This is a genomic window from Persicobacter diffluens, assembly GCF_036244895.1.
GTDB lineage: Bacteria > Bacteroidota > Bacteroidia > Cytophagales > Cyclobacteriaceae > Persicobacter > Persicobacter diffluens.
This window is the reverse complement of record NZ_BQKE01000003.1, coordinates 597,463-623,688: the sequence shown is the minus strand read 5'-3', so window position 1 is coordinate 623,688 and position 26,226 is coordinate 597,463. Positions and strand designations below refer to the sequence as shown.

23 protein-coding genes are annotated in these 26,226 nt (G+C 41.3%); 13 read left to right on the top strand and 10 right to left on the bottom strand.

Features of this window, described 5'->3' with window-relative positions; all coding sequences use genetic code 11:
- Nucleotides 1–47: 47 nt before the first annotated feature.
- On the top strand, nucleotides 48–320 hold the full coding sequence (locus tag AAA970_RS21835; protein WP_338238997.1) for a hypothetical protein: 273 nt from the start codon (nucleotides 48–50) through the stop codon (nucleotides 318–320).
- Between the two features lie 70 nt (nucleotides 321–390).
- Here AAA970_RS21835 and AAA970_RS21830 read toward each other — a convergent pair whose 3' ends face one another.
- Complete coding sequence (locus AAA970_RS21830; RefSeq protein WP_338238996.1) at nucleotides 391–852, bottom strand: hypothetical protein; 462 nt, start codon at nucleotides 850–852, stop codon at nucleotides 391–393.
- Nucleotides 853–1,682: 830 nt separating this feature from the next.
- Between AAA970_RS21830 and AAA970_RS21825 the strand changes: the two genes are divergently transcribed.
- The 7 genes from AAA970_RS21825 to AAA970_RS21795 all read left to right on the top strand — a co-directional run bounded on the left by AAA970_RS21825 (nucleotide 1,683) and on the right by AAA970_RS21795 (nucleotide 10,385).
- On the top strand, nucleotides 1,683–4,298 hold the full coding sequence (locus tag AAA970_RS21825) for a CBM96 family carbohydrate-binding protein (protein WP_338238995.1): 2,616 nt from the start codon (nucleotides 1,683–1,685) through the stop codon (nucleotides 4,296–4,298).
- 409 nt (nucleotides 4,299–4,707) lie between these two features.
- Nucleotides 4,708–5,523: a hypothetical protein gene (locus AAA970_RS21820; RefSeq protein WP_338238993.1), complete on the top strand. Its 816-nt coding sequence runs from the start codon at nucleotides 4,708–4,710 to the stop codon at nucleotides 5,521–5,523.
- A gap of 254 nt (nucleotides 5,524–5,777) precedes the next feature.
- Entirely contained in the window at nucleotides 5,778–6,077 is a 300-nt protein-coding gene (locus AAA970_RS21815; protein WP_338238992.1) for a hypothetical protein, read from the top strand.
- 85 nt (nucleotides 6,078–6,162) lie between these two features.
- On the top strand, nucleotides 6,163–6,636 hold the full coding sequence (locus AAA970_RS21810) for a hypothetical protein (RefSeq protein WP_338238991.1): 474 nt from the start codon (nucleotides 6,163–6,165) through the stop codon (nucleotides 6,634–6,636).
- Between the two features lie 746 nt (nucleotides 6,637–7,382).
- A complete protein-coding gene (locus tag AAA970_RS21805; protein ID WP_338238990.1) occupies nucleotides 7,383–7,808 on the top strand; it encodes a hypothetical protein in 426 nt (141 codons plus the stop codon).
- Between the two features lie 449 nt (nucleotides 7,809–8,257).
- Nucleotides 8,258–8,929, top strand: coding sequence for a hypothetical protein (locus AAA970_RS21800; RefSeq protein ID WP_338238989.1), 672 nt, complete (start codon nucleotides 8,258–8,260; stop codon nucleotides 8,927–8,929).
- Nucleotides 8,930–9,167: 238 nt separating this feature from the next.
- Nucleotides 9,168–10,385, top strand: a complete 1,218-nt coding sequence (locus AAA970_RS21795) for a serine hydrolase domain-containing protein (RefSeq protein ID WP_338238988.1) — start codon at nucleotides 9,168–9,170, stop codon at nucleotides 10,383–10,385.
- 705 nt (nucleotides 10,386–11,090) lie between these two features.
- Here the strand turns inward: AAA970_RS21795 and AAA970_RS21790 are convergent.
- Nucleotides 11,091–11,681, bottom strand: a complete 591-nt coding sequence (locus AAA970_RS21790; RefSeq protein WP_338238987.1) for a type 1 glutamine amidotransferase — start codon at nucleotides 11,679–11,681, stop codon at nucleotides 11,091–11,093.
- A gap of 247 nt (nucleotides 11,682–11,928) precedes the next feature.
- On the opposite strand from AAA970_RS21790, the gene AAA970_RS21785 reads away from it, so the two are divergent.
- From AAA970_RS21785 to rluF, 3 genes are all read left to right on the top strand, one after another.
- Nucleotides 11,929–13,941 (top strand): glycoside hydrolase family 97 protein, encoded by a 2,013-nt coding sequence (locus tag AAA970_RS21785; RefSeq protein ID WP_338238986.1) that lies wholly within the window; start codon nucleotides 11,929–11,931, stop codon nucleotides 13,939–13,941.
- Between the two features lie 1,051 nt (nucleotides 13,942–14,992).
- Nucleotides 14,993–15,265, top strand: coding sequence for a hypothetical protein (locus AAA970_RS21780; RefSeq protein ID WP_338238985.1), 273 nt, complete (start codon nucleotides 14,993–14,995; stop codon nucleotides 15,263–15,265).
- Nucleotides 15,266–15,366: 101 nt separating this feature from the next.
- Complete coding sequence (gene rluF, locus AAA970_RS21775) at nucleotides 15,367–16,101, top strand: 23S rRNA pseudouridine(2604) synthase RluF (RefSeq protein ID WP_338238984.1); 735 nt, start codon at nucleotides 15,367–15,369, stop codon at nucleotides 16,099–16,101.
- 205 nt (nucleotides 16,102–16,306) lie between these two features.
- Here rluF and argH read toward each other — a convergent pair whose 3' ends face one another.
- Genes argH through AAA970_RS21735 form a run of 8 tightly spaced genes read right to left on the bottom strand, consistent with a single transcriptional unit; the run spans nucleotide 16,307 to nucleotide 24,452 of the window.
- A complete protein-coding gene (gene argH / locus AAA970_RS21770) occupies nucleotides 16,307–17,641 on the bottom strand; it encodes an argininosuccinate lyase (protein WP_338238983.1) in 1,335 nt (444 codons plus the stop codon).
- 11 nt (nucleotides 17,642–17,652) lie between these two features.
- On the bottom strand, nucleotides 17,653–18,732 hold the full coding sequence (locus AAA970_RS21765; protein WP_338238982.1) for a M20 family metallo-hydrolase: 1,080 nt from the start codon (nucleotides 18,730–18,732) through the stop codon (nucleotides 17,653–17,655).
- Nucleotides 18,720–19,508, bottom strand: coding sequence for an acetylglutamate kinase (argB, locus tag AAA970_RS21760; RefSeq protein WP_338238981.1), 789 nt, complete (start codon nucleotides 19,506–19,508; stop codon nucleotides 18,720–18,722). Before argB ends, AAA970_RS21765 begins: the two co-directional genes overlap by 13 nt.
- 14 nt (nucleotides 19,509–19,522) lie before the next feature.
- On the bottom strand, nucleotides 19,523–20,473 hold the full coding sequence (locus AAA970_RS21755) for an N-acetylornithine carbamoyltransferase (RefSeq protein WP_338238980.1): 951 nt from the start codon (nucleotides 20,471–20,473) through the stop codon (nucleotides 19,523–19,525).
- Between the two features lie 24 nt (nucleotides 20,474–20,497).
- Nucleotides 20,498–21,640: an aspartate aminotransferase family protein gene (locus AAA970_RS21750; RefSeq protein WP_338238979.1), complete on the bottom strand. Its 1,143-nt coding sequence runs from the start codon at nucleotides 21,638–21,640 to the stop codon at nucleotides 20,498–20,500.
- Nucleotides 21,641–21,649: 9 nt separating this feature from the next.
- Entirely contained in the window at nucleotides 21,650–22,624 is a 975-nt protein-coding gene (gene argC, locus AAA970_RS21745) for an N-acetyl-gamma-glutamyl-phosphate reductase (RefSeq protein WP_338238978.1), read from the bottom strand.
- Nucleotides 22,621–23,826 (bottom strand): argininosuccinate synthase, encoded by a 1,206-nt coding sequence (argG, locus tag AAA970_RS21740; protein ID WP_338238977.1) that lies wholly within the window; start codon nucleotides 23,824–23,826, stop codon nucleotides 22,621–22,623. Before argG ends, argC begins: the two co-directional genes overlap by 4 nt.
- Before the next feature lie 23 nt (nucleotides 23,827–23,849).
- Nucleotides 23,850–24,452, bottom strand: a complete 603-nt coding sequence (locus tag AAA970_RS21735) for a GNAT family N-acetyltransferase (protein ID WP_338238976.1) — start codon at nucleotides 24,450–24,452, stop codon at nucleotides 23,850–23,852.
- A 648-nt stretch (nucleotides 24,453–25,100) separates the two neighbouring features.
- Here AAA970_RS21735 and AAA970_RS21730 point away from each other — a divergent pair.
- Nucleotides 25,101–25,472: an ArsC/Spx/MgsR family protein gene (locus AAA970_RS21730; protein ID WP_060689100.1), complete on the top strand. Its 372-nt coding sequence runs from the start codon at nucleotides 25,101–25,103 to the stop codon at nucleotides 25,470–25,472.
- Nucleotides 25,473–25,565: 93 nt separating this feature from the next.
- Complete coding sequence (locus AAA970_RS21725; RefSeq protein ID WP_338238975.1) at nucleotides 25,566–26,132, top strand: DUF2911 domain-containing protein; 567 nt, start codon at nucleotides 25,566–25,568, stop codon at nucleotides 26,130–26,132.
- Nucleotides 26,133–26,226 lie beyond the last annotated feature (94 nt).

Below are 26,226 nucleotides of genomic sequence, written 5' to 3'. Positions count from 1 at the left end.
CCCAATTGATCCATCCTTAATTCTTCGTTTAGCGGCAAGGCGAGAAAATGGAAGCATTAGCGTCTGATTGTAAAAACTTCCCAATGCAACAAACAGGAAAAACGCGAGCTCACCCACAATTCGGTAAAAAAATCGGAAAAACAAACCACAAAAAAATAAGCATTCGCCCATTGGTATCGCTAGCGAAAACTTGCAGTGAAAAATTCGGTTCAAAAGCAGAGACGTCCAATGCCCTGTTGCTTACTCAGATTAGCCATCAGATTATCAGAAAAATTCACTTACAAACATTCGATCAAAACAAAACACTTTGGAAAAGCTAATGAAAACAAAACGCATCCCAAAGCCAAATAGGCTATAGGATGCGTTTTTCAAATCCTTTTTTCATGCTTTCTATCCTTTATTGAGTTTGTTTCGGACAGTGTCCAGTTTCCCCTCAATTTCTTCTCTAAAAACTTTCCATTCCTCCTTTGCCTCATGCTGAATTTGTTCAAGATCTTTACTTAAATAGCGCTTCATTTCCTCAAGATCCAATATCACCTGCTCTGCTTCAGCTTTTACACTATCTGTTACCGGTTCCATTTTATCATCTGTTGCAGTGGCGCCATCAATGGGATGTTCCGCCAGCTGGCCCCCTTTCTCCTCTTTTCCCCCAATGTCCTGAGGGCTTTGTTTTTCGGTTTTGCTCCTGTAATATCTAATCCGGTTATCGATCTCCCCGAGGGTACGTTCAATCTCAGATTTCAATGCCTCTTTTTCCAACTCCGTTTTATCCTGCATAAATTGTTCACAAGATGCCACCAGCGCAATGATAATAGCCAAAAGAAATACAGAAAAGTTTTGATTGATTTTCATATAATGAATTATTTGTTTCTAACCTGATAGAGAAAAAACTATTCCATAGAGGCGGATTTGCCCTCCCTCTTCTCTTATAATGGCTTCCGGGAGCAATTCGCAGCATTACGATTTAATCTGGCTGGGGAATAAATTCCGCTATGGCGCCATCAGAATCCAAAATCGTGGAAATAATTCCCCATCGATTTTTAATAAACACACCAGACATGGCTGTTTTTTAAGCTCATCAGGACACAATTCCTCCTACTGCAGGAAGTTCCAAAAAGCATACTACACCCTTCAAATCATCAACGAATAAACTCCTTATGTATGGATCAATATCAACTTGATCTAAAAAAACTATCTCACAAAACATCTAACTACCTGATAAAATCTACAATCAAGAATAAACCGCACCACTATGCCCGATCATGGCTATTCTGTTTTCACACAACGGAATCCTATGTCCTGTTAATGAGTAGTTGAAGGCTCCACAGCATAAAAAACGTAATCAGACTAAAGCGAGTGTTTGGTATGCAACAACCCCAAAACAGGCAATTCAATGATTTAAAGGTTGGTGAAAAAACCGAAGCCACTGTATCTCAAAAACATAGAGAGCCCTTCAGGAAAGGACATTTGTATTATTCTACCCCAAATTATGAACGATTTTTCTCCAAAGCTTAGGTAAATTAATTAAGACAATCAGCATCATATCACCCTTAACCCCAATCAATTATAATTTTTTACGCAAAGATTTCAGACAAAAAAAGGGTGAAAGATGACTGAACGAATTTTCCAACCCAAAATTTACAAACATGTTAAATTTTATTTACCTAAAACACAGCCATCAAATGAAATTCAGATTTGACAGATGGAGTTTTATTGTTGCTTGTTTAACATTCTTCACCATTACCCTTTGCAATACCAGCAATGCGGAGCATATTCAGGTGAATAATGCTCAACAACTGGTGAATGCCTTAAAAAATGCTAATACCGGGGACGTCATCATTCTGGCCAGTGGCACCTATCTCACCAGCCCTACCACTTATTATTATCCTTTGGCGGGCTATTATGAACCCTTAGAAGGAGACATTGCCGGAAGAACGGCCTATTTCAGGGGAAGTCAGGATAATATTACTATTCGAAGTGCTGATCCTGCTCAGCCCGCCATACTTTCGGGAAATAACTGGAATGAGGAGGGTTACGTGCTGCACATCACCGGTAATAATTGGACGATCCAGGACCTCAAATTAACCAATGGTGCCAAAGGACTGATCCTGGACAACGCCAGTAACACACTCGTCCGAAATGTTGAGATCTATAATATCGGCCAGGAAGGATTGCACATCCGGGACCACTCCCACGATTGTGTGGTGGATAATGTACATATCCACGATGTAGGGAAAAAGAACGATGGTTTCGGAGAAGGTATTTATATTGGTTCAGACAATTCCGTATGGTATGAAGGAGATGGTACCGATACAGGAGAAAAAGGCAAGCGCTACCGTCGGGCATGTCACAACAATTGGATTAAAAACAGCACCTTTGGCCCAAACATAAGTGCCGAGCCCGTAGAAATAAAGGAAGGATCCGAAAATACGATAGTTGAAAACTGTATCATCAGGGGAAGCGGCATCTCCGGGGCCAATTTTGCGGATAGTCACCTGGATATAAAGGGCACTTTCACCCAGATCCGCTACAATCACTTTTATCAGGATGGTAATTACACCATAGACCAATCAATCATGGTGGTTCCCAGACAAAACGCAGGGGTGGAACAACAATATACGGCCCACGATAATTACATCTACGGCAATACCTTTGATTTAAATGATGACGGGGTAGAAATGGTGGTGGCCAATTCAGGTTCTGAAGCCATTTTCGCCTGGAATAATACCCGAATTCCTGCTTCAGGAGCAACCTATAATAGCCGGGTAGAAAATTACCATCCGGGAACCCTAAAAACCGGAACAGGAGCCAAAGGCAGTTCCTGCCACCTTGCGGTGCCGGAAAAATCCTATCAACTAGACGGAGGCGCCGGAAGTTTGTCTTTTGAAATCATCACAGAGGAGTCCTTTAGCGTAGGTACCAATCAAAATTGGGTATCTGCCAGTCGTTCAGGCAACATCATTACCCTCACCTACCAGGCCAATACCTCCGGTGGCGAAAGAGCTGGAGAAATCCAGATCAATGGTTGTCTGGATATCGAAATCGCTTTAACACAATCTACCGGAGAGGCCCCCTGCAGCCTGAAGCCTGAGAGCAGTACCCTCAGCTTTACGGCAATTTCGGGTACCGCCACCATACTGGTGGAAAGCTCAGAAAATTTTACCGTCAGTGATGATCAAAGCTGGATTACGGCTACCCAACAAGCCGGGGCGGTGGAAATTAGTGTTTTGGAAAATAACAACGCCGGTACTCGCTCCGGAACGGTTACACTTTCCGGCTGTGAAACGAAAACCATCACGGTAAGCCAGTCAGGTATTGAAAACAGTTGTTCACTGGTCCTCTCGAAAAACACACATCATTTCTCGGATCAAGCAGGAAGCGTTACCGTACAAGTCACCTCCAACGAAAGTTTTACGGCTAGTGCTGACCAAAGCTGGATAAGTACCAGCATCAGCGGTAATGATTTGATCGTGTCAGTTAGCCCCAATGAACAGAGTAGCAGCCGGAGTGGGACCATCACAGTGAATGGTTGCGAACAGCAAACTTTACAAATTACACAAGCGGGTAAACCCACAACGGGTAGTGGTGTGGTGATCGAAGTAGCGGAAGATGCCTACGTAAGGGAAGATAAGCCGACCAACAATTATGGCACTGCCACTTCCCTAAGGGCAGAGCAGTTGCCCGCTGAGGACCAGGAGATCTTCCTGAAATTTGATCTATCCGCTTATGCTTCCACAGACATCAGCCTCGCAAATTTACGGCTTTATCCTTATTCCGGCAGTGGAGCAACCAATAAATTATACATCGCGAATAACAGTGCATGGAGTGAGCAATCCATTAATTGGAATAACAAACCAGACTTCGGTTCTGCCATCAAATCCTGGTATGTGGATAACGATGACCAGTTTTTTTATATCGATATCACTTCTACGATAAAACAGTATGCGGGCCAGGACATTACGCTGGTCATCACAGGAGCGGCTCAGGACGATATCCGCTATAGGAGTAAAGAGGCAGGGGTCAATATCCCCATGCTATTATTAAACAATCCTCCGGAGGATTTTAACCAACTCAGAAAAGAAATTTCTCCAGTCCCCGCAGCCTTTCGTATATTCCCAAACCCCAACCGTACGCGCTACCTCAAAGTAGAGGGCGGGCAGGGAGAAATACGTATTTACAATCTTCAGGGAGTATTGGTTAATTCGGCTCATCAGTCAGTTATTGACATTTCCTCCCTGCCAGCAGGAGTTTATATCGTGCAGTCCGGCAGGGCTACAAAAAAGTTCATCCGCCAATAAGGAAAGGCGCTATTTATTAAGAAGTATGAGTACTCATTGACCTATAAGGAGGTGAAAGGATATTTCACCTCCTTTTTTATGAATTGATGCATGATCAAAAAATGTACAAATGATTTCCGGAATCAATCCAACAAGATCTCAGAAACCCTCCCCTTCTGAACGAAAGGCATCTCGCATTTCAGGCATCCACTGAATAATAGGATGATTAAGTATTAAAACCCTCTAATCTTGCACAAAACACGAAAGACCCCTATTTTAATGGGATATTAAAAATTGTGACTCAGATAGCGAAGCTGTGGCTGGGGAATGGGGAGGTATTGATCATAGGACGTTTTGATTGGCCATCGATCATTGGGATTGCTGATGTGCAATTATTGGGCTTCATTGAAAAACGGCACTACCATAAAATATGATTAAACTTTATAAAACCATTGATAACGAACTTCATTATTGGGAGACCTGGGATGATGAGAATAATTCTGCAATTATTCATTGGGGTAAAGTCGGATTCAGAGGGGAAGTAAAAGGAGTTAAATCAGGACTATTTTCAAATTTTCGGAAAGTTGTGCAAAAAGAGATTGATAAAAAAGTAAATGAAGGTTATATCCAATTTGAAGATTCTGATTTGACATTTATTGAGATTATCTATCCTATCGATGGAATGGGGACTGAGGAGGACTTAATTAAAAGACATTCTTTAGAAAGTAGGATAAATGAATTACTTGGCTGGACCGGATTAGGGCACGTTGACGGTGGAAGTATTGGTAGTGGAACTATGGAAGTTGGATGTGAAGTTGTCGATTTTGAAATAGCAAAAAGAGTGATTGAACAAGACTTGAAAGGTTCGGAATTTGAGGATTTTATGGAAATAAAGGCAATTGATTATGAACTTGAACCAGATATGATATTAGCTGAATTATTTGAAACAGTTCCTCGTGAAGTATTGAACGTAAATATCGTAGAACCAGAAAATATTGAAGAGAGAATTTCTGCAGTTGGAACTATTTGCACAAATATAATTGGAGTGAACGAAGCTTCGATTGAATTTATTCCCAATGACAATCCACCTGCAATGAGAGAAATCCTATCATGGATTTGGACTTTTAGACCTGACTTAGGTGCAGAAATTTTAAATTACGATATTGAACCTGAATTCATTAAACTGATTGAAAGTTATAAAACAGGAAATATGGATGAATTTTGGAAATATATAAAAGAAAAATAAACAACGAAAGCCCAACATTAGCTAATCTCCATCCATCGGTCGACACGCCCGCTGGTCGTATGTTAGCTATTACGTTGTGTTTAATTTTATAAGCGAAACCGTTTAAATATTAAAATGGATTTGGTAATTGAAGAGGACTTACATCCGATTTGGATGTATTTAATGGATGAAGAGAACGACAATAAAATCATATTGGACGGATTTACCTGCTCAAATGGGTCAGTTGTTAAAAATACATCTGATGTGAAATAGTTATGGGATATAAAAACGTATGTTTAAACTGTAAAAGAGTCGAAAACTTAGGGACTGATTTCAATAAGTTTAAAACAAGAAAGTGTCCAATTTCCGAAACAGATATGATTTTTGTTAACCAGAAATTCCGACCACCCAAAAAGACTGATAAAAAAGGTTGGCAACTTGCGGCGTTTCTAATTCACCATGGATTTGTTTTTCAGCGAATAACTGATGAAAATCAAGCTTACCTTTCTTATCCAAAAAGTATGGAAGAAGCAAAATTATTTGTAGAAAAATACAAACATAAAGTAAAAAAATAACATACACAACATTGGGCGTATTGCACAGTCGGGTGGAAAGTAACTCCTCTGCGACACTATGCCTGAGTCAGCCTAATTAAGAAAAATGAAAGTATTTCCAACCACAGAAAAAGAATTTATCTTAACCGATAATCAGGAGGAAACTTTGTACAGACTAAAAAGAAGAACAGATTACTCTAAAAATTTGACTTCTCAGTATACTGATAAGTCATTCCGAGGGGAAGTCAATGAAAATAGATTTAATATCATCTCATCTGCCATTGGAAGTGGTGCTTTCTGCATCTTGAAAGGTGAAATTTCTTCTAAAAAAGGGATTGTAAAAGTTGAAATTCATAAGATGTTTAAAGCTCTTTTGAGCGTGCTTCTTCTATTCCCCTTAATTGGGTTGATTGTGGAAATCCTCAATAGAAATGAAGACTTTTCTCCAATTTTCATTTTGATTGTAGTTATACAGTTTCTATTCATCAGATTCGGTTTCATTGAATTGGCATTTAGATCTCTATGTAAATCAAGTCTCAACAGATTACGAGATGTTTTGGATATTGAATGGAAAAAATAATAGACACAGTCGAGTAGCCCAAGGGAATTTCACCACTGATTGCTCACAAAACCGTACGCGCATTTCTCCATTCATACGACTCTTTTCATACAGACCTTTAATAGAAACTATAGCCCAGAGGCCAGTGATAGCATATTTGGAATAATCCCTCGCTAATCTTTTGAGCAAATTGGCCGCTTTTCGGCACCTGCTCTTTTTCTTCCCCAAACCTCGTCAGCCCTCAAAGTCCGAACTGCTTAATTGAATGCTGATTTTGCAAAGCGCCTACGATAACCTCCATGGAATTTAGGGGAAGGTTCTGGTGTTCCTCATATCGCTCGCTCTAACTAGAAGAGCAGAGTTTGTCGTAGGGTCACAGTCTCCTTTCTTTTTTTTGAGCTTGATAAGCTACCGCTTATGGCAATTTCAGTGCATACCTGACGGAAAACCACCCTTCGGCGGAGTTCAGGCCGAAGCCTTATGAATGCGAATGCTTCGGGGTCTTACCGCTGTGCTTAAGGAACTTGCACCCTATAGAATAATATTTTATATTTAAAAAGAAAAATGACGCCCATGTTGGGTATACACATCGGCTATAGCAAATTCGGGCTGACTTCTTATAAATGAAGAGATTGCAACTAAATAAAATTTGGCCTGTGGGACAAAGATTCGGTTTCTAAATCCCGAACTTGCCACAGGAAGGATCGTGGCACCTCATAATAATCAACATCATTTTGCTGTAATAAATTTGAAAGAACTATGAATTCATGAATGACGAAAAACAGCTTTGGAGAAAACGATGGCTTAGCGCTATCTGTAAATTAACTTCATTGGAACTTCAAAAGGCATCATGGCTGGATAAAGCAAATACAACAAATCCACATTGGTCATTCGTGGAATTTAATTGCTGTTATTTTGATGACCTAGGAATTGATAATGACTACGAATATCAATTAAAACAAGAGTGGATTACGAAAAATGAACTTGATACAATTCAACCTTGGCATGAACTACTCGACAGGTACACTCCACCAGCAAACGATCATTATGATGTTAAAGCCATTTTATTTGATAAGAAATGGCTGTCCATTATAGAAGAAGGAGTAAAGGTAAAAAATAAGTTAAGTAAGATAATAAGTAAAGAAGAGAATGAGATTTTGCTTGAGGAAATCGACCATACTCAATACTTATAATTAAAAATAATGAAAGCACAATATGGGGCTAAACCCCATCCCTTCTGCAACACCATGCCTAATTCGTCCCATACCAGAACCAAATACTAAAAACTACTTCAAATATTAAAGGAGCATCTGCAACGGTGTTCATGACGAATAAGGAAATAGCATTTTGGATGTGTCCACCTATAACAGCAGATAAAGTCGGTTGGTAAAAAATGTAATGAAATAATGGGATTGTCTCAGTAAAGATACCTTTATGAGACTTTGAAAGTCCTCGACAAGTTTAATATTTAATTCAAAGCGTTTCTATTTAAAAGACAAGGAATTAGTTCTTTCCTATCCGCATTCACCATAGCTGAGCATTAACTAGCAATCCTGCAACATGAAGAAAAGCATTCTCATTTGCAACTGGTCAGCAAGCTGAAATGATAATTTATGAGGGAGATACTCTTCAACTTCTTTCCTTGCCATTAGAAGAGTTTTTGGGAGAGAACGAAGAACGAGAAAAGAAATACCCATTTTTTAAACTAAGCTGTTCCACTGCTTTATGGAGAGGCTACCAGGGCCTTTGGAAGTTAGAAAATAATGAATTGTTTCTTATTGACGTGTTCCTGTGTGCAAGTAAAGAAAGAAGCCTATTCAGGGAACTTTTTGATTCCGAATCTCCAATAAGGGCGAACTGGTTTACAGGGGACTTATTTATCCAACATGGCAAGATGATCAAGTATCATCATTCAGGTTTTGAACGCTATTTTGAGGAAGAAACAAAAGTTAATATCGTTCAAGGATCCATAATGGAGATACAACATTTTGTCAACGGTTATCAAGCTAGCGACATGAACTTCCCAAGCAACCCTGATTCTATAATGGCAGAAGTTCATAACCAAATCAACTGGAAGGCCTTACCAAAACTGTCTAAGGATTATAAAGTGTTCGTTAACATCAAGATGGGTGTTACAGACAGCTTAACCATAATTCACAGTAAGGCTCCTGAACTTTATGTTCAGGAAGTTCAGAGCGTGCTAAATGAATTCCCCAAACTAAGGAAATTCTATTCAAGAGACGAACCATTGGAAGAGGAGTACACTTTCCCCGTGATTTTCAGCAATGCCCAACGAAAAAGATTCGCTCACTAACAAATGTAATGAACGAATGGGGTTGAATCGATCAGGAAAGTTTGGTGAGGGTTGGAATATAAGTCACATTTGTTAAATTTAAATCAAAGCGTGGCTATGTGCGAGACGAGCGGTTAGTGATTTTTAATCTCGCCTCACCATCACTGGTGGTTAGCATTCATTGTCTCAATGATATCGTTAGGCACATTTTTTTACCCGTATATCGGGACAATCCAGGATTAACTCAATTTTTCAACCAATGAGAACGCCTTTCTTTTTAATTTTTATGGTCTTTGGACTTCCTGTTTTCGGTCAGGATTCAAGTGAAAGTCGTCTTGATAAATATCTACAAAAGAAAGTAAGGAAGATGGGACTGATCGGGATGCAGGCTAGTTTTGTTACCGATACCTATATTTGGCAGGGGAACTATGGAATAAAGGATTACAAGACCAAAGTACCGGTCAATACAAATACGTTGTTCATGATTGCTTCTTGCTCAAAACCAGTCACTGCCATGGGCATTTTAAAATTACAGGATGCGGGGAAATTAAATCTCGATGACCCTATTAATCACCACCTTCCATTTCACGTAGCCAACCCCAATTTTCCAGATGAGATAATTACTATTCGTATGCTGCTTACTCATACGTCCTCTATAAGAGATAATTGGGAAATCCTAACACCACTCTATACCTTACCTGAAGGTGGGGATTCCTCATTACCACTTCTTAAATTCTTGCCAGAATATTTATTGGAGCGTGGAGAATGGTATGACCGGGAAAAAAATTACGGGAAAGACCAAGCAGGATTCTCCTTTCAATATTGCAACGTTGGTTACGCGCTACTCGGTCTCATCATTGAAGAAGTTACAGCCAAACCATTCAGTGAATTTATAAAGGAAGAAATTTTTATACCGCTAAAAATGGAGCAGGCATATTGGTTTTTGGCAGATATCCCACACCGAAACATTGCTCGTCCCCACGAAATGCCTAATAAGCAAACGGACTTTAAAGCACCGAAAGTACTGAATCACTACGGATACCCGGATTATCCGGATGGTCAAATACGTACAACTACTTCGGACTATAGTCGTTTCCTACAGGTATTTTTAAATGAAGGAGTCGTTAACGGTGAAAGATTTTTATCTAAGGCCGCAATCGATGATTTCCTGAAGGTACAATACCCTGAAAAATTCAAATATCAGGCGATTGCCTGGAACTATAATGAATTTGAAAACTGGATTTATTATTTGCTTATGCCCCGACTTCCGTCGCATACCGGAGCAGATCCCGGAGTAGCCACCGCGGTATCCTTTGATCCCGAAAATAAAATTGGGGCCATCATATTTACCAATTCTCCACCTCAGGGTTTTATCAATCAAAAACGTTTTTATCAGGAAGTTATGAAGAAACTACTTAAAGCGGCCAAGAGGCAGGTTAAGAAAGACAAACAAGCTAAAAAGCATGCTATAAAGTAAATGCCTCTGTCATTAAAGATAACGGAGGCAACCGCACACACCACCGTACAAACGGGAGCTTCGCCTTCCCTTCGATTACTTTAACCCGAATTATTCACGGCTAAATTACGCAACCCACCTTAACTGATTTATTATCAAATCAATACATTCATTACTGCTGATTTTTTTATCGCCCCAATTTGGGCAAGCTTACTTTCTACTCCTTCATCTGCTTCGCTGGAAAAATCTCGAAATAGGAGACTATTCCTTCATTTTCCGCGCCTTGCAGCTAAAAGAGGATTGAAGCATGAATAATGCGGGCCAATGAATATCTGGAGGAAATTGGAATTGCGGAAAGTATGGGCGCTGGATGACCGCCTTGGCCAATGATTTGTGAATAAGGAAATGATCATTTTAGGGGCACCACCTAAATAGAAAAAGTAAAAGAACAGCACCTTTCCCATGCTTTTGCAACCGGCTTAAATATTGACCAATTTCCATCGGATACGGCTAAATTATGGATCACAGGGCCAGAGTACGGAAAGGGGAAATCCTATTGCGCTGCGCATAGCGCAACGCACCGGCAGAGGGATGAAGGCATTGTTGAAGCTCTTTGGGGAGTGGCTAAAAGCGTAGCGCCACCACCCCAAAAGCGACTGCCGCCAGCCCGACCGACGTCAGGAGGGCTGCCCCAAAAAATTAAGCAACAACTATCCCTAAGTCGGATCAGGGCATCCCCCTTCTGCCATGAGCGGAATAGAGATCCGCCAGGTGGAAGAAATTTTTAAAGAGGGCGGTACCGAGGGTGCCGGATACTTCAGGATGAAATTGCACCCCATAAAGCGGACGGAAATGATGGGCCATCACCTCCACGGGATAATCCTTGCTGGAAGCGAGTTTTTGAAAACCGGCAGGCAGGCTGATGCCTTCACAATGATCCTCGGCCATATCAAATTGATAAGAAAAATGGGAGAGTAAAGCGTGATCATTATGACGACTAATGGTAGTATGATGCCGCTGAGGGGGTCCCTTAAAAATCTGACTTTTAAAAATCATCCCCATCATTTGGAAACCAAAACAGATGCCCAGGGTAGGCAGATCGGAGGTTTCCAGAAAGGCAAATTTTTCCAAAAAAGGCGTAGGATCTTCCTCGGTGAGCATGATCGGAGCCCCACTGATGACGAGAGTGTCATGTTCCGGCAGTTGATCTGCTTCAAAGGCTTCCATGGAAATGAGATAAATGCGGTTCCGAAATCGCCTAATTTCCCTGACAATATCCGGCACTTTATTGCTTCCGCAATCCACTAATACAACCATATCTTTTTATTCTGGCAACACTAAGAAGTAAAACTTATATGGGCGTCAGGAGTTCCCGTATGATGGAAATATAAAGCGCGATAATTGAAATTTTGAAACTAAACCGGGTATTTTCAGATTACATCCACCCAAACCATCATTTTTAACCCCTTTCTTTATGAATTTTTCAATTTGAAGCACTTCTCATTTCAGTATAATATTCTAAATTGAGCTTCCTATTTGAACCCCAAATTAAATACAACAGTATATGTATCATATTAAAGCATTCTTGTGCTGTCTGATGGCGAGCACTTTTTTGTTTGCCTGCAATGCAGAGAAAAAACAAGTTCAGCTAACTTCCCCTAACGGCAATATTGCCCTTGACTTCAAGCTTTCTGATAATGGCATACCTGAATATGCCGTGAAGATGAATGGCAGATCGGTGATTGCACCCTCCTCCTTGGGCTGGGAGCTAAAAAACGCTTCCCTGAGCCAGGGATTCAAAGTGGCCTCCATTGAAGAACGCTCTGTAGATGAAAAATGGCAAATGCCCTGGGGCGAGCGCAAAAAAATTGAAAATCATTACAACCAAAGCCAGATTGTACTCCAACAGGGCGAACAGAAAGTGACTTTAACTTTCCGGGCATTTGATGATGGGGTGGCTTTTCGTTATGAAATACCGGCCATGGCCGACTCCATTTTCCTGATGGAAGAAAAGACGCAATTCAATTTCGTGGAAGACATGCAAGCCTGGTGGATTCATGCGGATTATGATTCTTACGAACGCCTGTACCAAAACACCCCCTTATCCAAAGTACCGGACGCCAATACCCCGATCACCTTTGAGTCCGCAGACCAAAAAGTATTCGCTTCCATTCATGAAGCAGCTCTTACGGACTATGCCGGAATGACTTTAAAAAAGGAGGGCGATCTTGGCTTTAAAAGTGTATTAGTACCATGGCCGGACCAGGTGTTGGTACGCGCAAAAGGGGAATTAAAAAGTCCATGGAGAACCATTCAGTTAGCAGAAAAAGCCGGTGACCTGATCACTTCAGATATAATTCTGAACCTGAATGAGCCGAACAAAATTGCGGATACCGAGTGGATCAAACCCATGAAATACATTGGCGTTTGGTGGGGCATGCATATTGGGCATCAAACCTGGACGATGGGCGAACGCCATGGCGCTACCACGGAGCATGCGATTGATTATATCGACTTTGCGGCAAAGCATAATATTCCGGCAGTCCTTTTTGAAGGCTGGAACACGGGATGGGAAAACTGGGGAGCGAAGGATGCCTTCGATCACATTACGCCTTATGCGGATTTTGATTTGGATAAAGTTGCAGCTTATTGCAAGGAAAAAGGCATTGAGTTAATTATGCACAATGAAACCGGCGGAGACATCCCCTCTTATGAAGCGCTAATGGAAAAAGCATTCAGCACCTATCAGGAGTTGGGATCCAATGCGGTGAAGACCGGGTATGCCGGTGGTATTATCCCCAGAGGACAGTATCACCACGGACAGTATATGGTGAGACATTACCGCAAAGTGGTGGAGACTGCGGCGAAATACCACTTGATGATTGATGCCCATGAGCCTATAAAAGACACCGGAATTCGCAGAACCTGGCCGAATATGATGACCCGTGAGGGCGTAAGAGGAATGGAGTGGAATGGCTGGAGTGATGGAAACCCTCCTTCACACCATTTGATTATTCCGTTTACGCGCGGACTTTCTGGCCCGATTGATTATACACCGGGAATTTTCGACCTGAAATATGAGCGTTATGATAATCGTATTGCCTGGAACACGACAGCGGAGATTATGGATGAAGCGAGAATTAATACGACTTTGGCGAAGCAACTTGCGCTTTTCGTAACGCTATATTCTCCTTTACAAATGGCTTCTGACCTGATTGAGAACTATGAAGGTCATCCAGCATTTCAATTTATCCGAGATGTACCCTGCGACTGGGACGAGACCCACATCCTGGACGGCAAGATTGGGAAACATATGATCACTGCCCGCCGTGATGGAAATAACTGGTTCCTGGGCGGTGCTACTGATGAGGAGGCCAGAACTTTAACGGTTGATTTCAGCTTCCTGCCAAAAGGTAAAAAATATGACGCTACCTTGTATGCTGATTCGGAGGAAACGGAACTGAAGCATAATCCGGGAGCTTACCGGATTGAGAAAATTGAAGTGGATGCCAGCACCAAAATGAATATTCCTTGTGCGCAAAGCGGTGGATTTGCGATAAGTGTGTTTGAGAAGTAAGTATTGAATAAAAAAGAAAAGGCTGACTCCGGAAAAGGGGTCAGCCTTTTTTTGTACAACAATTTATATCCAACTATTTTTCAAACCATGCTTTCCCGGTCGAGGACCTAATTCAATACAAGAAAATTCATCAATAAGGTCACCCTAAAACTAAAATTCTTTGAATTTTATTATTTTCAAAAAACTTATTCAGTAATATTTTCAAGAATTAACATCCACTTGGATAACCTATTACGCAAAATAACTACCAAAAATTTGCCTACGACTGTTCAGCCAATGAATAAAAACTTCTGCTCTCCCTGATATGCTTTCCATAAGCCAAAAAATATTTATTCCGAATCAGTAAGGTACTCCTTAACAATCCTTCTAGGAGCCTGTCGGATTAATATCAATTTAGCTAATTCGACGAAATTTTATTTGGAACATCAGCTTACATTGGAGGTATACACTTTTTAAATCCTCTCTATATGGGATTTATAGCAGAATTGTCTTAGCCAAAAAATTGGCTGTTAGAATAATATTTTGTGATTCTAGTGAAATCACTTGTAATCCGACAGGCTCCTAGTCAAAAAACAGAAGCCTTCAGTCCTTAATCCTGATAAAAAGCTCCGTATTGAACTACACCAAGGAAATAGATTGTTTTAAAACCTACTTGACACCTCTCCAATAGCCAAAATACGAACGAGCAAACACGTCCTTTTTTTAACTAACAATTATCATAAAGTCACCTAAAACCAATAGGTGGATTATCCTGATAAAGGTGATTGTTTTCTTTGCGCTTTATCACCTGAACATCAATACCTTGTTTATAATTCGTCTAAATATCAGGCTAACCTATAAAGTCCAACGTTTTAAATTCCGCCAAACGAATCAAATGAATGATTTTTCTCGGGTTTTTCAGGCAATCACCAAACTTTTACTCACTTGAAGGATTAAATTAATATTAATACCAACCATTGGAAATTTGTTTTTCAGAGAAATTTCGCTAAATTAAAGAATGACGTTATCGAATTGATGACCCCATTTTTTTAATATAATTATCCAGACTAATATGAGATATTACGATGCCAACTCCATATTGGGAAGAGCTTTAGAATCCGAACCCAACGGAAGCCTAACGATCGATTTTTTAATGAAGCATCAGGCCAATATGGATCACATAAATGGCCGCATCCGATACTTAATGACCCTTATGGTCAATATGCAGGAAGATCCGGACTTTCCGATCATTGAATTTCAAATCAGAAAAGAAATTGGGATTTTAAAATCCTATATGTGCATGAATCATCTGGCTGAAGAAGCCTATAGCGTTTTAATAAATTAGGATTATAAGTATTGAGAACCGGCCAGAGTGCTGGTTTTTTCTTTTTCAAATTGGCTATTCCATGAAAATTGCCGAAATTTGCCCCCCATAAATTGAAGGCAATGTCGGAAAGCAAAAAAACCAGAATCAACAAATACCTCAGTGAAGTAGGCTACTGCTCCAGAAGGGCAGCGGATAAACTGCTGGAACAAGGTAAAATTACCATCAACGGAAAATTACCGGAACTAGGCACCAAAATTGGCCCAGAGGATGAGGTACGCGTAGAGGGCAAATTAATCTTTACGCCTAAGGAAAAGCCGGTTTATATTGCATTTCATAAACCTATCGGGATTGTATGCACTACGGATACCCGTGTGGAGAAGAATAATATTATTGACTATATCAATTATCCGAAACGCATCTTCCCCATTGGCCGCCTGGACAAACCATCGGAAGGCTTAATTTTCCTGACCAATGATGGGGATATTGTCAACAAAATTCTTCGTGCCCGAAACAACCACGAAAAAGAATACATTGTAACGGTGAACAAGCCTATTACCGATGAATTCATTCAAAAGATGAGTAATGGGGTGCCTATTTTGGATACGGTAACCCGAAAATGTAAGGTGACGAAGATCACCAAATTCAAATTCAAAATTATTCTCACGCAAGGCTTAAACCGACAAATTCGTCGTATGGCGGAATACTTAGGCTATGAGGTGACCAAACTCAAGCGAATACGCATCATGAATGTAAGCCTGGATGTTCCGGTGGGCAAATGGCGGGACTTGACCGCAGAAGAATTGAAAGAAATCAATCGACTGGTTTCTTCCTCTGCCAAAACACATGACGAATAAAAACAAAATTACAGAAAAGCCCCGACTCAAAAAGAGCCGGGGCTTTATAATAGCCATTTCTATATTTGGAAAGCCTTGCCGAGATTATTCACCGTTAAATCCGATGGCCCAACACTGGCAACTCAAAAACAACTCATTACAAGTGCTTTCCTTATGATCTTCAAAAGCCAAAACTGACTAAGCATACATAATTTGGGCCAGGGGGCTATTTCAATAAAGCCTGGTAAGCATCCTCCCAAATTTCAAAGGAAAAGGCCTTTCTCACTTTAAATAATTTAACTTCAATATCGCGGTTACACAAATTACCAATACTACCATGGTGAGTGTGTATCACCTCGGTGTCCGGACTATAATCTCCAGCCTCAATGACTTTCCCGATCTTGATATAGGCATCACGGAAGGGCAAGCCGGCCATCACTTCTTTATTCACCGTTTCCACCGAATACATATACTTATATTTATCATCATCGATGGCTTTATCATTCACCTTGATATTATCCATCATATAGCTGGCAATAGAAAGGCTGTCTTTCATCTGGAAGATCGCCGGCAATAAAACTTCTTTCAACAATTGAAATTCCCGATGATAACCGGAAGGCAAATTGGTGGTCAGCATCAACAATTGCTGTGGCAAATTCTGAATCTGATTCATCCGACCTCTCATAATTTCGAACACATCAGGATTCTTTTTATGAGGCATAATGGATGAACCGGTAGTTAAATGATCCGGGAAAGATAAAAATCCGAAGTTTTGGCTATTGTATAGACAAATATCCATTGCCCAACGGCCAAGTGTCTGCCCCATGGCGGCCATCGCGAAAGCCAGCGCCTGTTCGGACTTCCCTCTGGACATTTGTGCCGCGACCACATTGTAATGCATATTCTTAAATCCCAGCAATCGGGTAGTCATTTCCCTATCTATTGGAAAAGAAGAACCATAACCGGCCGCGGAACCCAGTGGATTTTGGTTAATAATTTCATAGGCCCCCTCCATCAACTTTAGGTCATCTATCAAAGATTCGGCATATGCAGAAAACCATAAACCGAAAGAAGAAGGCATCGCAACTTGTAGGTGAGTATAGCCTGGAATTAATACTTTCTTATGTTTATCCGACAGGTCCAGTAATTTAGTGATTAAATCTGTAGACAAAGTCACTAATTCCTTTACCTCCGCTCTCAGGAACATTTTCATATCCACCAAAACCTGATCGTTACGGGAACGTGCAGCGTGTACTTTCTTCCCCACTTCCCCGAGCGATTCCGTCAGCTGAAATTCTACCTGAGAGTGCACATCCTCTACGCCATCCTGAATGGTAAATTCTCCATTTTCAATTTGCTTATAAATCTCCTTAAGGCCTTTAGTAATCTCTGTACATTCTGCTTCCTCCACTAATCCCACTTTTGACAACATTTTTACATGAGCCATAGAACCTAAAACATCATAGGGCGCCAGGTGAATATCCAAATCACGATCCTGGCCGACTGTATAAGCATCAATAATATTTTCAACGGCCTTCCCGCCTTTATCCCATAATTTCATAATTTCTATATTTAAGCTGTATGAGGAATAGATAGGTTTTCTAAAAGTTTAATATATAAAGGAATAGCTTCTTTTATTTCAGATAGTAAAATATACTCATCTGCAGTATGTGAGCGACTGGACTTCCCCGGGCCCATTTTCAAAGAAGGACAGGAAAGCATCGCCTGGTCGGAAAGTGTGGGAGATCCGTAGTGATCTAAGCCCATGGACTTCCCCTTCTGGATTAAGGGATGATCCAAACTAATTTGAGAACTGTTCAGGTGATAGGATCGGGGATTAATCGTACCGACAATATTGGCCTTAACAATCTCCAATACCTCTTCATTCTGATAGCATTCATTAGTACGAATATCCACCACATAGGAACACTCATCCGGCACCACATTATGCTGGTAGCCTGCATTGATTTGTGTTACTGACATTTTCACAGGGCCTAATAAGTCTGATACCCGCTCAAACTGATGCGTGCGGAACCATTGAATATCATCCATGGCCTTATAAAGGGCATTTTCACCCTCTTCCCGGGCAGCATGACCCGCTTTTCCATGTGCAGTAATGTCCAGCACCATCAGGCCTTTTTCCGCAATGGCTAACTGCATCTCAGTGGGCTCGCCCACTATCGCACAATCGATTTTACCCAAAGTGGGCAACAAGTCCCGGATTCCATCTTTACCGCTGACCTCCTCCTCTGCTGTAATCGCCACGATTAACTGATAAGGCAATGTGGGCAATTGAGACAAATACGCGAAAGTTGCCAATAAGGAAACGGCCGAAGCCCCGGCATCATTGGAACCCAGGCCATACAGTACACCCTCCTCAATCGTTGGTTGAAATGGATCTTTAGTCCAGCCTTTATTCGGCTTTACGGTATCATGATGAGAATTTAATAATAATACCGGCGCTCCTTCAGGCGCGTTGCCTGCTGCAGCCCACACATTATTCTTATCTCTCTTTGGCGCCAAATCCAGCTCCGATAAAAACTTAAAAATCAGGTCTGCGGTCTTATCCTCCTCCCGGCTCAGGGATGGAGTGGCAATCAATTTCCGTAGCAAATCAATTGCCATATCGCTCCATTGTCCTATACTGCGCATAAAGTTGTTCCCTTTTTATCCAAAGCCGTCAGTTGATTCGCATGCGTAATCAACACTTTGGCGACCCCCTTGGATATTGCTAAAAATGCATTGTCTAATTTGGGAATCATCCCATCAAAAATAATTCCCTCGGCCTTTAAGCTTTGGTAAATGGGAGGATTAATCTGCTCAATCACCGAGGAATCATCCTCAGCATCTCTCAGTACTCCATTTTTCTCAAAACAATAGGCCAAAGTCACTTCAAAATGTTTGGAAAGCGCAATGGCTAATCCCGAGGCGATGGTATCCGCATTTGTATTCAAAATACTTCCTTGCTGATCATGAGTCAGTGGAGCCATGACCGGATTCACGCCCTGATTAATCAAGGAGGCCAGCACCTCCACATTAATATCGTCCGGATCAAAATCACCCACAAAGCCAAAATCAATCGGATCGGGATTTCGCTTTTTCGCCGGAATGACATTCATATCCGCACCCGTTAGTCCAATGGCATTACAGCCCAAAGTCTGCAATTCCGCCACAATATTTTTATTGATTAAACCACCATACACCATGGTAATCACCTTTAGCGTTTCTGCATCGGTTACTCGGCGGCCCTCAATCATTTGCGGATTAATGCCCAAAGACTTACTGATCTCTGAAGCAATCTTCCCACCACCATGCACCAATAGTTTATACCCAGGTAAAGTCGAAAAATCCTTCAACAACTGGCTTAACACCTCAGGATTATTCACCACATTCCCTCCGACTTTTACGATGGTCAGTTTCGTTTTCATTTTGCTCACAAGGCTTAAATGTTTTCCAATATTTTCTTCAATACAATGCCGGCAGAAAATAGTCTGTTTTCGGCTTCCTTAATCACCAGGCTATTGTCTATTACTTCATCCGAAGCAATCACATTTCTACGAATTGGAAGGCAGTGCATGAATTTACCGTTATCGGTCAGGGCCATTTTTTCGGCGGTCACCTGCCAGGACTCATCCTGAGAAAGTACCTGTCCATATTCTGTATAAGAGGACCAATTCTTCGCATAGATAAAATCAGCCCCTTCAAAGGCTTTATGCTGATCGTACTCCACCTTAGTCCCCTTTATTACTTCAGGGGCCAATTCATAACCTTCCGGATGTGTCACCACCAAATCCACCTCAGATTCCTGCATCCACTCCACAAAAGAGTTGGCCACCGCCTGAGGCAAAGCACGAGGATGTGGCGCCCAGGTCAACACTACCTTTGGACGCTCCTTCGTCTGGTGTTCCTTAATGGTAATGAGATCTGCAAAAGCCTGCAGCGGATGTCCGATGGCACTTTCCAGGCTGACTACCGGCACCGTTGCATATTCTACAAAAGCATTCAGAATTTTATCCTGATAGTCTGCCTGACGGTCCTTCAATTCAGCAAATGCCCGCACTGCCAGTACATCGCAATATTGGGACATGACCTGAATCGCATCTTTAATATGTTCCTGCGTATTACCATTCATCACCGCGCCGTCTACAAATTCCAGATTCCAGCCATCGCTGCCCACATTCATGACCATGGTTTCCATTCCCAATAACTGAGCCGCACGTTGCGTACTCATTCTTGTCCTGAGACTGGGGTTAAAGAAAACCAGTCCAAGGCATTTACCACTTCCTAATTTCCTAAACACCAATGGGTTTCTTTTTAAATACAGGGCCTCATCAATCCAGGTCTGCAAATTGGTAACGTCTTTTACGTTAGTGAATTTTGGTAATTTTGCCATAAAAAAAATGGTGAAAAATTAAACTTATATTAACTGCATCTCAAGAAGTACCGTTTGTAACTTCTCAACAAAAATATCCATGCTCTGCTTCCCCAGATTAAGGGTAGGCAGCAATCGTATTTGATTAGGATTAGCCGAAACACCTGTTAAAATATGATGTTCCATGGCCAGTGATTTACGCATATCTTTAATGGGGAAATCAAAATTTACCCCAAGCATAAAGCCTAAACCCTCTACGCTTTGAACAGCAGGAATCGCCTCTATCTGTTTTTTCCATTCCGCTCCTACCTCGGCCACATAAGGGATCAGTTCCTCCTCCTCTATCACTTCCAATACCGCCAAAGTAGCTGCACAGGCTAAGTGGTTTCCGCCAAAAGTAGTTCCTAATAATCCATAGGAAGCCTCAATCTTGGGGGAAATTAAAATTCCTCCCACCGGGAAACCGTTCCCCATGCCTTTTGCCATGGTTATGATATCGGCCTGCACGCCCTGATGCTGGTGCGCGAAAAACTTACCGCTTCTCCCAAAACCGGATTGAATTTCGTCCAAAATCAATAGGGCGCCATATTCATCACATAAAGCTCTTAATCCATGTAAAAATTCCGGAGAAGGCACATAAATCCCCCCTACTCCTCGAATTCCCTCAATAATTACCGCTGCCGTTTCTCCTTTTTTCAGCACATCTTCTACTGTACCCAACTGCTCCGGCTCCAGAATTTCAACCTGATGTCCCTGATTGAAAGGCGCCTGAATTTTGGGATTATCCGTTACGGCAACCGCGCCGGAAGTACGGCCATGGAACCCTTTTTTAAAGGAAATAATGCCCGCTTTACCGGTATGAAAAGAGGCCAGCTTCAGGGCATTTTCCACGGCTTCTGCTCCGGAATTACAGAAAAACAGGGCGTAATCCGGATAACCGGATAATGCGCCCAATTTGTTAGCCACTTCCTTTTGAATCGGTATCTGCACGCTATTGGAATAGTAGCCAATTTTGCGCATTTGATCCTGAAGACGGGACAAATAGTGCGGATGATTATGTCCGATGGAAATCACAGCATGCCCCCCATACAAATCATAATATGGATTATTATTCTCATCAAATACCCGACACATTTCCCCATGGGTCAGTGTAACAGGCATTAAAGGATATACATCAAATAAATTCATAATCACTAATTAAAACATGCTTGCTTTAAGCTGAATACCGGTATTCTCAGGAAGACCAAACATTAAATTCATGTTTTGTACCGCCTGTCCGGAAGCTCCTTTCAACAAATTATCAATACAAGAAGTGATTAATATTTTGCCATCTATCTTTTCTATACTCAGGATACATTTATTCGTATTTACGACTTCTTTTAAAGAAATTTTATGATCTACCACATGAGTAAAGGCTGCGTCAGCATAAAATTCCTCATATCTAGCCTTGACTTCTTCTAGTGTTAAATCACTTTTGAAATAAGCCGTTGCAAAAATTCCTCTGGCAAAATCACCTCTAATAGGCAAAAAGTTAATATCATGATCAAAACCATTACCCGCCTGCACCATACTTTCACCAATTTCCCCTAAATGCTGATGGGCAAAAGCCTTATAATGGGATACATTATTATTTCTCCAGGAGAAATGCGTAAAGGCGGTTGGATTCTGGCCTGCCCCTGTGGACCCGGTAATGGCATGAACATGCACATCATCCTGGATCAGTCCTGCCGCTGGCAATAAAGCCAGTTGAATGGCAGTAGCAAAACATCCCGGATTAGCGATATGATTAGCCCCTTTGATGGCATTTTTATTCAATTCCGGTAAGCCATAAATAAATACCCGATGATCAGAAGCCACAGACTTATCCTTCAAACGGTAATCATGGCTCAGGTCAATGACTTTAACAGAAGAGGAAAGAATGGTTTTATCAATAAATTCTCTTGACTTTCCGTGGCCCATGCAAAGAAAAAGCAAGTCCACATTGTCCTGATGCTGCGCCACAAATTCCTGGTCAAAATCACCAATCAGATCATGGTGAATTTCACTCACTTTCAGCCCTGCCTGAGAAGTAGACTGCACAAACTGGATTTGAATTTGAGGATGATGTACCAAAAGTCTCAATAATTCTCCGGCAGTATAACCTGCCCCACCGATAATTCCTACTTTAATCATGACTGCTTTTGCTTTTGAATAGCGTGAAAAATTTTGGTTTGGTTAGCTAAAATTTTGGTAAATCCCTTCACATCTTCCCCACTCCAGCTTAGGTTTTCCTCTCCGTATTTACCGAAGTCACTGCTCATTAAATCAAAATCTGAACTAATGCCTTCCACCTGGAAACGATAAGGCGCCAGCAGCACGGTAACCTTTCCGCTTACATTTTCCTGGGTTTCTGCTAAGAAAGTTTCAATGTTTCTCATCACCGGATCCAGAAACTGGCCTTCATGTACCAGCATACCATACCAGTTGGCCAACTGCTCCTTCCAGTATTGCTGCCATTTGGTTTGGGTGTGTTTCTCCAAGGCATGGTGCGCCTTAATCATAATCAGTGGTGCGGCAGCTTCAAAACCTACTCTGCCTTTAATCCCGATAATGGTATCTCCTACATGAATATCCCGGCCAATACCATAAGGGGCCGCAATAGCGGTTAATTTTTCAATATTGGTCACCGGGGAGGCTTTCTCGCCATTGACGGCCACCAACTCTCCTTTCTCAAATTCCAAAGTAACCGTTTCCTGCCCTTCTTTGCTTACAGGAGTAGGATAAGCTTCTTCCGGTAATGCCTGATGGGAAGTCAGGGTTTCTGCTCCCCCCACGCTGGTACCCCATAGCCCCTGATTGATGGAATATTGTGCTTTAGCCCATTCCTTCTCTACCCCAAACTGCGCCAAATAGTCAATTTCCTGCTGGCGGCTTAATTGCTGATCTCTAATAGGGGTAATGATTTTCACATCAGGACAAAGAATATGAAAAACTAAATCAAAACGTACCTGATCGTTTCCTGCACCAGTACTTCCATGGGCAATATGCGCTGCATCAATTTCTTTTGCATATTCCGCTATCGCCACTGCCTGAAATACTCGCTCGGCACTTACAGACAAAGGATAAGTATTATTTTTCAACACATTTCCGAAAACCAAATACTTCACACATTGCTGGTAAAAGGTCTCCACCTGATCCAAAGTTTTGTGAGAAGCTGCCCCCAGCCCCATGGCTTTCATTTCAATTTCCTGCAATTCTTCCGCGGAAAAACCACCGGTATTCACAATGGCGGTATGTACTTCCAAACCCAATTCATGGGTCAGGTATTTCACACAATAACTGGTATCAAGGCCTCCACTAAAGGCTAAAACGACTTTATCTTTCTTTGCTGACATTATATATACGCTTTAAAAAAATTCTACACTGCTTTTTTCCGTCCGGCCACCCGGATAATCTTATCTATGGCCTTTTGGACATTACTTTTGCTGTTCTTTTTCGGGTCAAACAACATTCCCGTACACAAGCACATTTTCTGCTCATTACGCTGAAGAATATCAAAATTCTTACAACTCTGACAGCCCTGCCAGAAGGTAGGGTCATCCGTGAGCTCGGAAAACGTCACGGGTTTATATCCCAAATCCGAATTTATTTTCATCACCGCTAAAGAGGTGGTAATTCCAAAAATCTTGGCATCTGGAAAAAGCTCCCTGGAAAGTTTAAAAACGGCCGACTTAATCTTTTTCCCCAGGCCATATTTACGGTAATCCGGCAATACGATCAGGCCCGAATTGGCCACGAACCGCTCATGCCCCCAGACCTCGATATAGCTAAATCCGGCTAGTTTATCTCCATCTAAAGCCAGTACCGCCCGCCCCCGACTCAATTTTTGCTCAATATATTCCTGAGAACGCGTGGCGATACCCGTTCCTCTTTGTTGAGCTGATTCGGCCAAAGCCTCGCAAATCTTCCCAGCCAGTACCATATGCTCGCTGGAGGCCTTTACTATTTTTATCCCTGTCATTTGAAATCAGAAATAAGACGTCAACCGAAAAAATCCGGTTAATTTCAGAATGTTATTAAAAATTTGGAATTGCCTACCCAGGGACACAAAAGAACATAGGATAACCCTCATGAAACGATTAAGAGTTTCCTTATTAAGCTCTAAAATTTCAGAGCCCCTTTTCGGTCATTCAATAAATTTGGGTATATATTTCGAAGAGATCAGAGCACGTAGCTCCGACATAAAAAAACACGCCCTAAGGGCGGCGGCGTCGCAAAACGCGTCGAACACAAATAGCCAAAGCTACTGAAGGCTCAGTGGCTAGCGTTAAAAGGGCGATATTTGTGTCTTTGATTTTCATTACACCTCAAAGGAAATTCAAAATCCTTAAAATAGCAAGCGATATTTATTTATTTTTCAATAAAGCTTTATCTCACTAATGAGATTCATAACAGCCTATTGAGCTATTGTTATTTTACTCCATTCTGACTAAGCATACTCCCTTTCCTTGAGGAAAGTATATTGAAAATTCCACCTTCGTGATGATATAAGTACGGAACCGCAAAATTTCAACATGACAAAAGTCATTCCTCTAGCTAACATTCATCAAATAAGATTTTAGGATTATTGGGTAAATTATAAATACGGTTTCCAAATCCCCCTGAGCCCATGAAAGATTTAACATTGTACCCTGCGCTTATTTTCTATAATGGAGAGAAGTTTCTTGATCAGGAAATTCTAACCTATGTAGAAAGTATTTTCCCACAATATAAAGCGGAAGATATCTCCCATAAAAAGTTAACAAAAGGGGAGATCGAACAGCTTTCTTTACATTTACATTTATCAATTTGGGAAATAATCAATAAGGATTCGGCCTATTACCGAATGTTTGCTGAACATATTGAAGAAATGTCACCAGAGGAAATTATTGACCTTATTTGCCGACACCCGGACTTGTTGAAATCCCCCATCATTATTACTCAACAAAGGTCCTTTATTGCCAAATTCCCCAGAGAAATACTGGAGTTGGCATTAATTTAAGAGCAATTTGAAATTCATAATTCAGGACACCAATCCTTGCCTGCATTTTAATATTATTAAAATAATATTATATTGGTTATAAATACCTGAATTATGAATTGCTCGTCTCCACATCCCCTCCTGCTTCTCCTGCTTCTCCCCTTTCTTGCTTCCTGCGATAAAATCAAGGAAAGAGCTTATGCGATATCTCCTGCAGACACCGTTAAGTTCGTAAAAGAGGATTGGGCATTGAAACTCACTTATTGTCAACCTACCAAAAAAGGGAGGTTAATCTTCGGTACAGAGGAAGAAGAAGCTTTGGTGCCTTATGGCAAAATTTGGCGCACCGGAGCAAATGATGCCTCCGAAATCACCACCAACAAGGATCTACTTATTTATAATGATACTTTAAAGCAGGGGCGATATTCCCTGTATACGATTCCTGAAAAAGATCACTGGACTATAGCCATCAATAAAAAAGTGGATTATTGGGGCATGTCTCCTTTCGGGGAAGTATACGAACCTGAATTGGATGTATTAAGATTTAAGGTGCCGGTGAAGCAAATAAAACCGATTATTGAACCGTTTACCATGGAATTGAACCAGAAGCCGGATGCTTTAATTTGGACTATGAAGTGGGATCAAACTGCGGTAGAAATTCCCCTGAATCTCAAACCATAATCGCAAGTTCCAATCGGATCTATTCCATAAACTACTTTATCTCATCAATGCCTTTGTGGAGGCATAGGCCTAAAACTTGTACCTTTTTAGCCTA

Excerpts from the sequence above, each read along its gene's own strand:
- AAA970_RS21835 (WP_338238997.1), top strand. The coding sequence starts at position 48 with ATGGAAGCATTAGCGTCTGATTGTAAAAACTTCCCAATGCAACAAACA.
- AAA970_RS21830 (WP_338238996.1), bottom strand. The coding sequence starts at position 852 with ATGAAAATCAATCAAAACTTTTCTGTATTTCTTTTGGCTATTATCATT.
- AAA970_RS21825 (WP_338238995.1), top strand. The coding sequence starts at position 1,683 with ATGAAATTCAGATTTGACAGATGGAGTTTTATTGTTGCTTGTTTAACA.
- AAA970_RS21820 (WP_338238993.1), top strand. The coding sequence starts at position 4,708 with ATGATTAAACTTTATAAAACCATTGATAACGAACTTCATTATTGGGAG.
- AAA970_RS21815 (WP_338238992.1), top strand. The coding sequence starts at position 5,778 with ATGGGATATAAAAACGTATGTTTAAACTGTAAAAGAGTCGAAAACTTA.
- AAA970_RS21810 (WP_338238991.1), top strand. The coding sequence starts at position 6,163 with ATGAAAGTATTTCCAACCACAGAAAAAGAATTTATCTTAACCGATAAT.
- AAA970_RS21805 (WP_338238990.1), top strand. The coding sequence starts at position 7,383 with ATGAATGACGAAAAACAGCTTTGGAGAAAACGATGGCTTAGCGCTATC.
- AAA970_RS21795 (WP_338238988.1), top strand. The coding sequence starts at position 9,168 with ATGAGAACGCCTTTCTTTTTAATTTTTATGGTCTTTGGACTTCCTGTT.
- AAA970_RS21790 (WP_338238987.1), bottom strand. The coding sequence starts at position 11,681 with ATGGTTGTATTAGTGGATTGCGGAAGCAATAAAGTGCCGGATATTGTC.
- AAA970_RS21785 (WP_338238986.1), top strand. The coding sequence starts at position 11,929 with ATGTATCATATTAAAGCATTCTTGTGCTGTCTGATGGCGAGCACTTTT.
- AAA970_RS21780 (WP_338238985.1), top strand. The coding sequence starts at position 14,993 with ATGAGATATTACGATGCCAACTCCATATTGGGAAGAGCTTTAGAATCC.
- rluF (WP_338238984.1), top strand. The coding sequence starts at position 15,367 with ATGTCGGAAAGCAAAAAAACCAGAATCAACAAATACCTCAGTGAAGTA.
- argH (WP_338238983.1), bottom strand. The coding sequence starts at position 17,641 with ATGAAATTATGGGATAAAGGCGGGAAGGCCGTTGAAAATATTATTGAT.
- AAA970_RS21765 (WP_338238982.1), bottom strand. The coding sequence starts at position 18,732 with ATGCGCAGTATAGGACAATGGAGCGATATGGCAATTGATTTGCTACGG.
- argB (WP_338238981.1), bottom strand. The coding sequence starts at position 19,508 with ATGAAAACGAAACTGACCATCGTAAAAGTCGGAGGGAATGTGGTGAAT.
- AAA970_RS21755 (WP_338238980.1), bottom strand. The coding sequence starts at position 20,473 with ATGGCAAAATTACCAAAATTCACTAACGTAAAAGACGTTACCAATTTG.
- AAA970_RS21750 (WP_338238979.1), bottom strand. The coding sequence starts at position 21,640 with ATGAATTTATTTGATGTATATCCTTTAATGCCTGTTACACTGACCCAT.
- argC (WP_338238978.1), bottom strand. The coding sequence starts at position 22,624 with ATGATTAAAGTAGGAATTATCGGTGGGGCAGGTTATACTGCCGGAGAA.
- argG (WP_338238977.1), bottom strand. The coding sequence starts at position 23,826 with ATGTCAGCAAAGAAAGATAAAGTCGTTTTAGCCTTTAGTGGAGGCCTT.
- AAA970_RS21735 (WP_338238976.1), bottom strand. The coding sequence starts at position 24,452 with ATGACAGGGATAAAAATAGTAAAGGCCTCCAGCGAGCATATGGTACTG.
- AAA970_RS21730 (WP_060689100.1), top strand. The coding sequence starts at position 25,101 with ATGAAAGATTTAACATTGTACCCTGCGCTTATTTTCTATAATGGAGAG.
- AAA970_RS21725 (WP_338238975.1), top strand. The coding sequence starts at position 25,566 with ATGAATTGCTCGTCTCCACATCCCCTCCTGCTTCTCCTGCTTCTCCCC.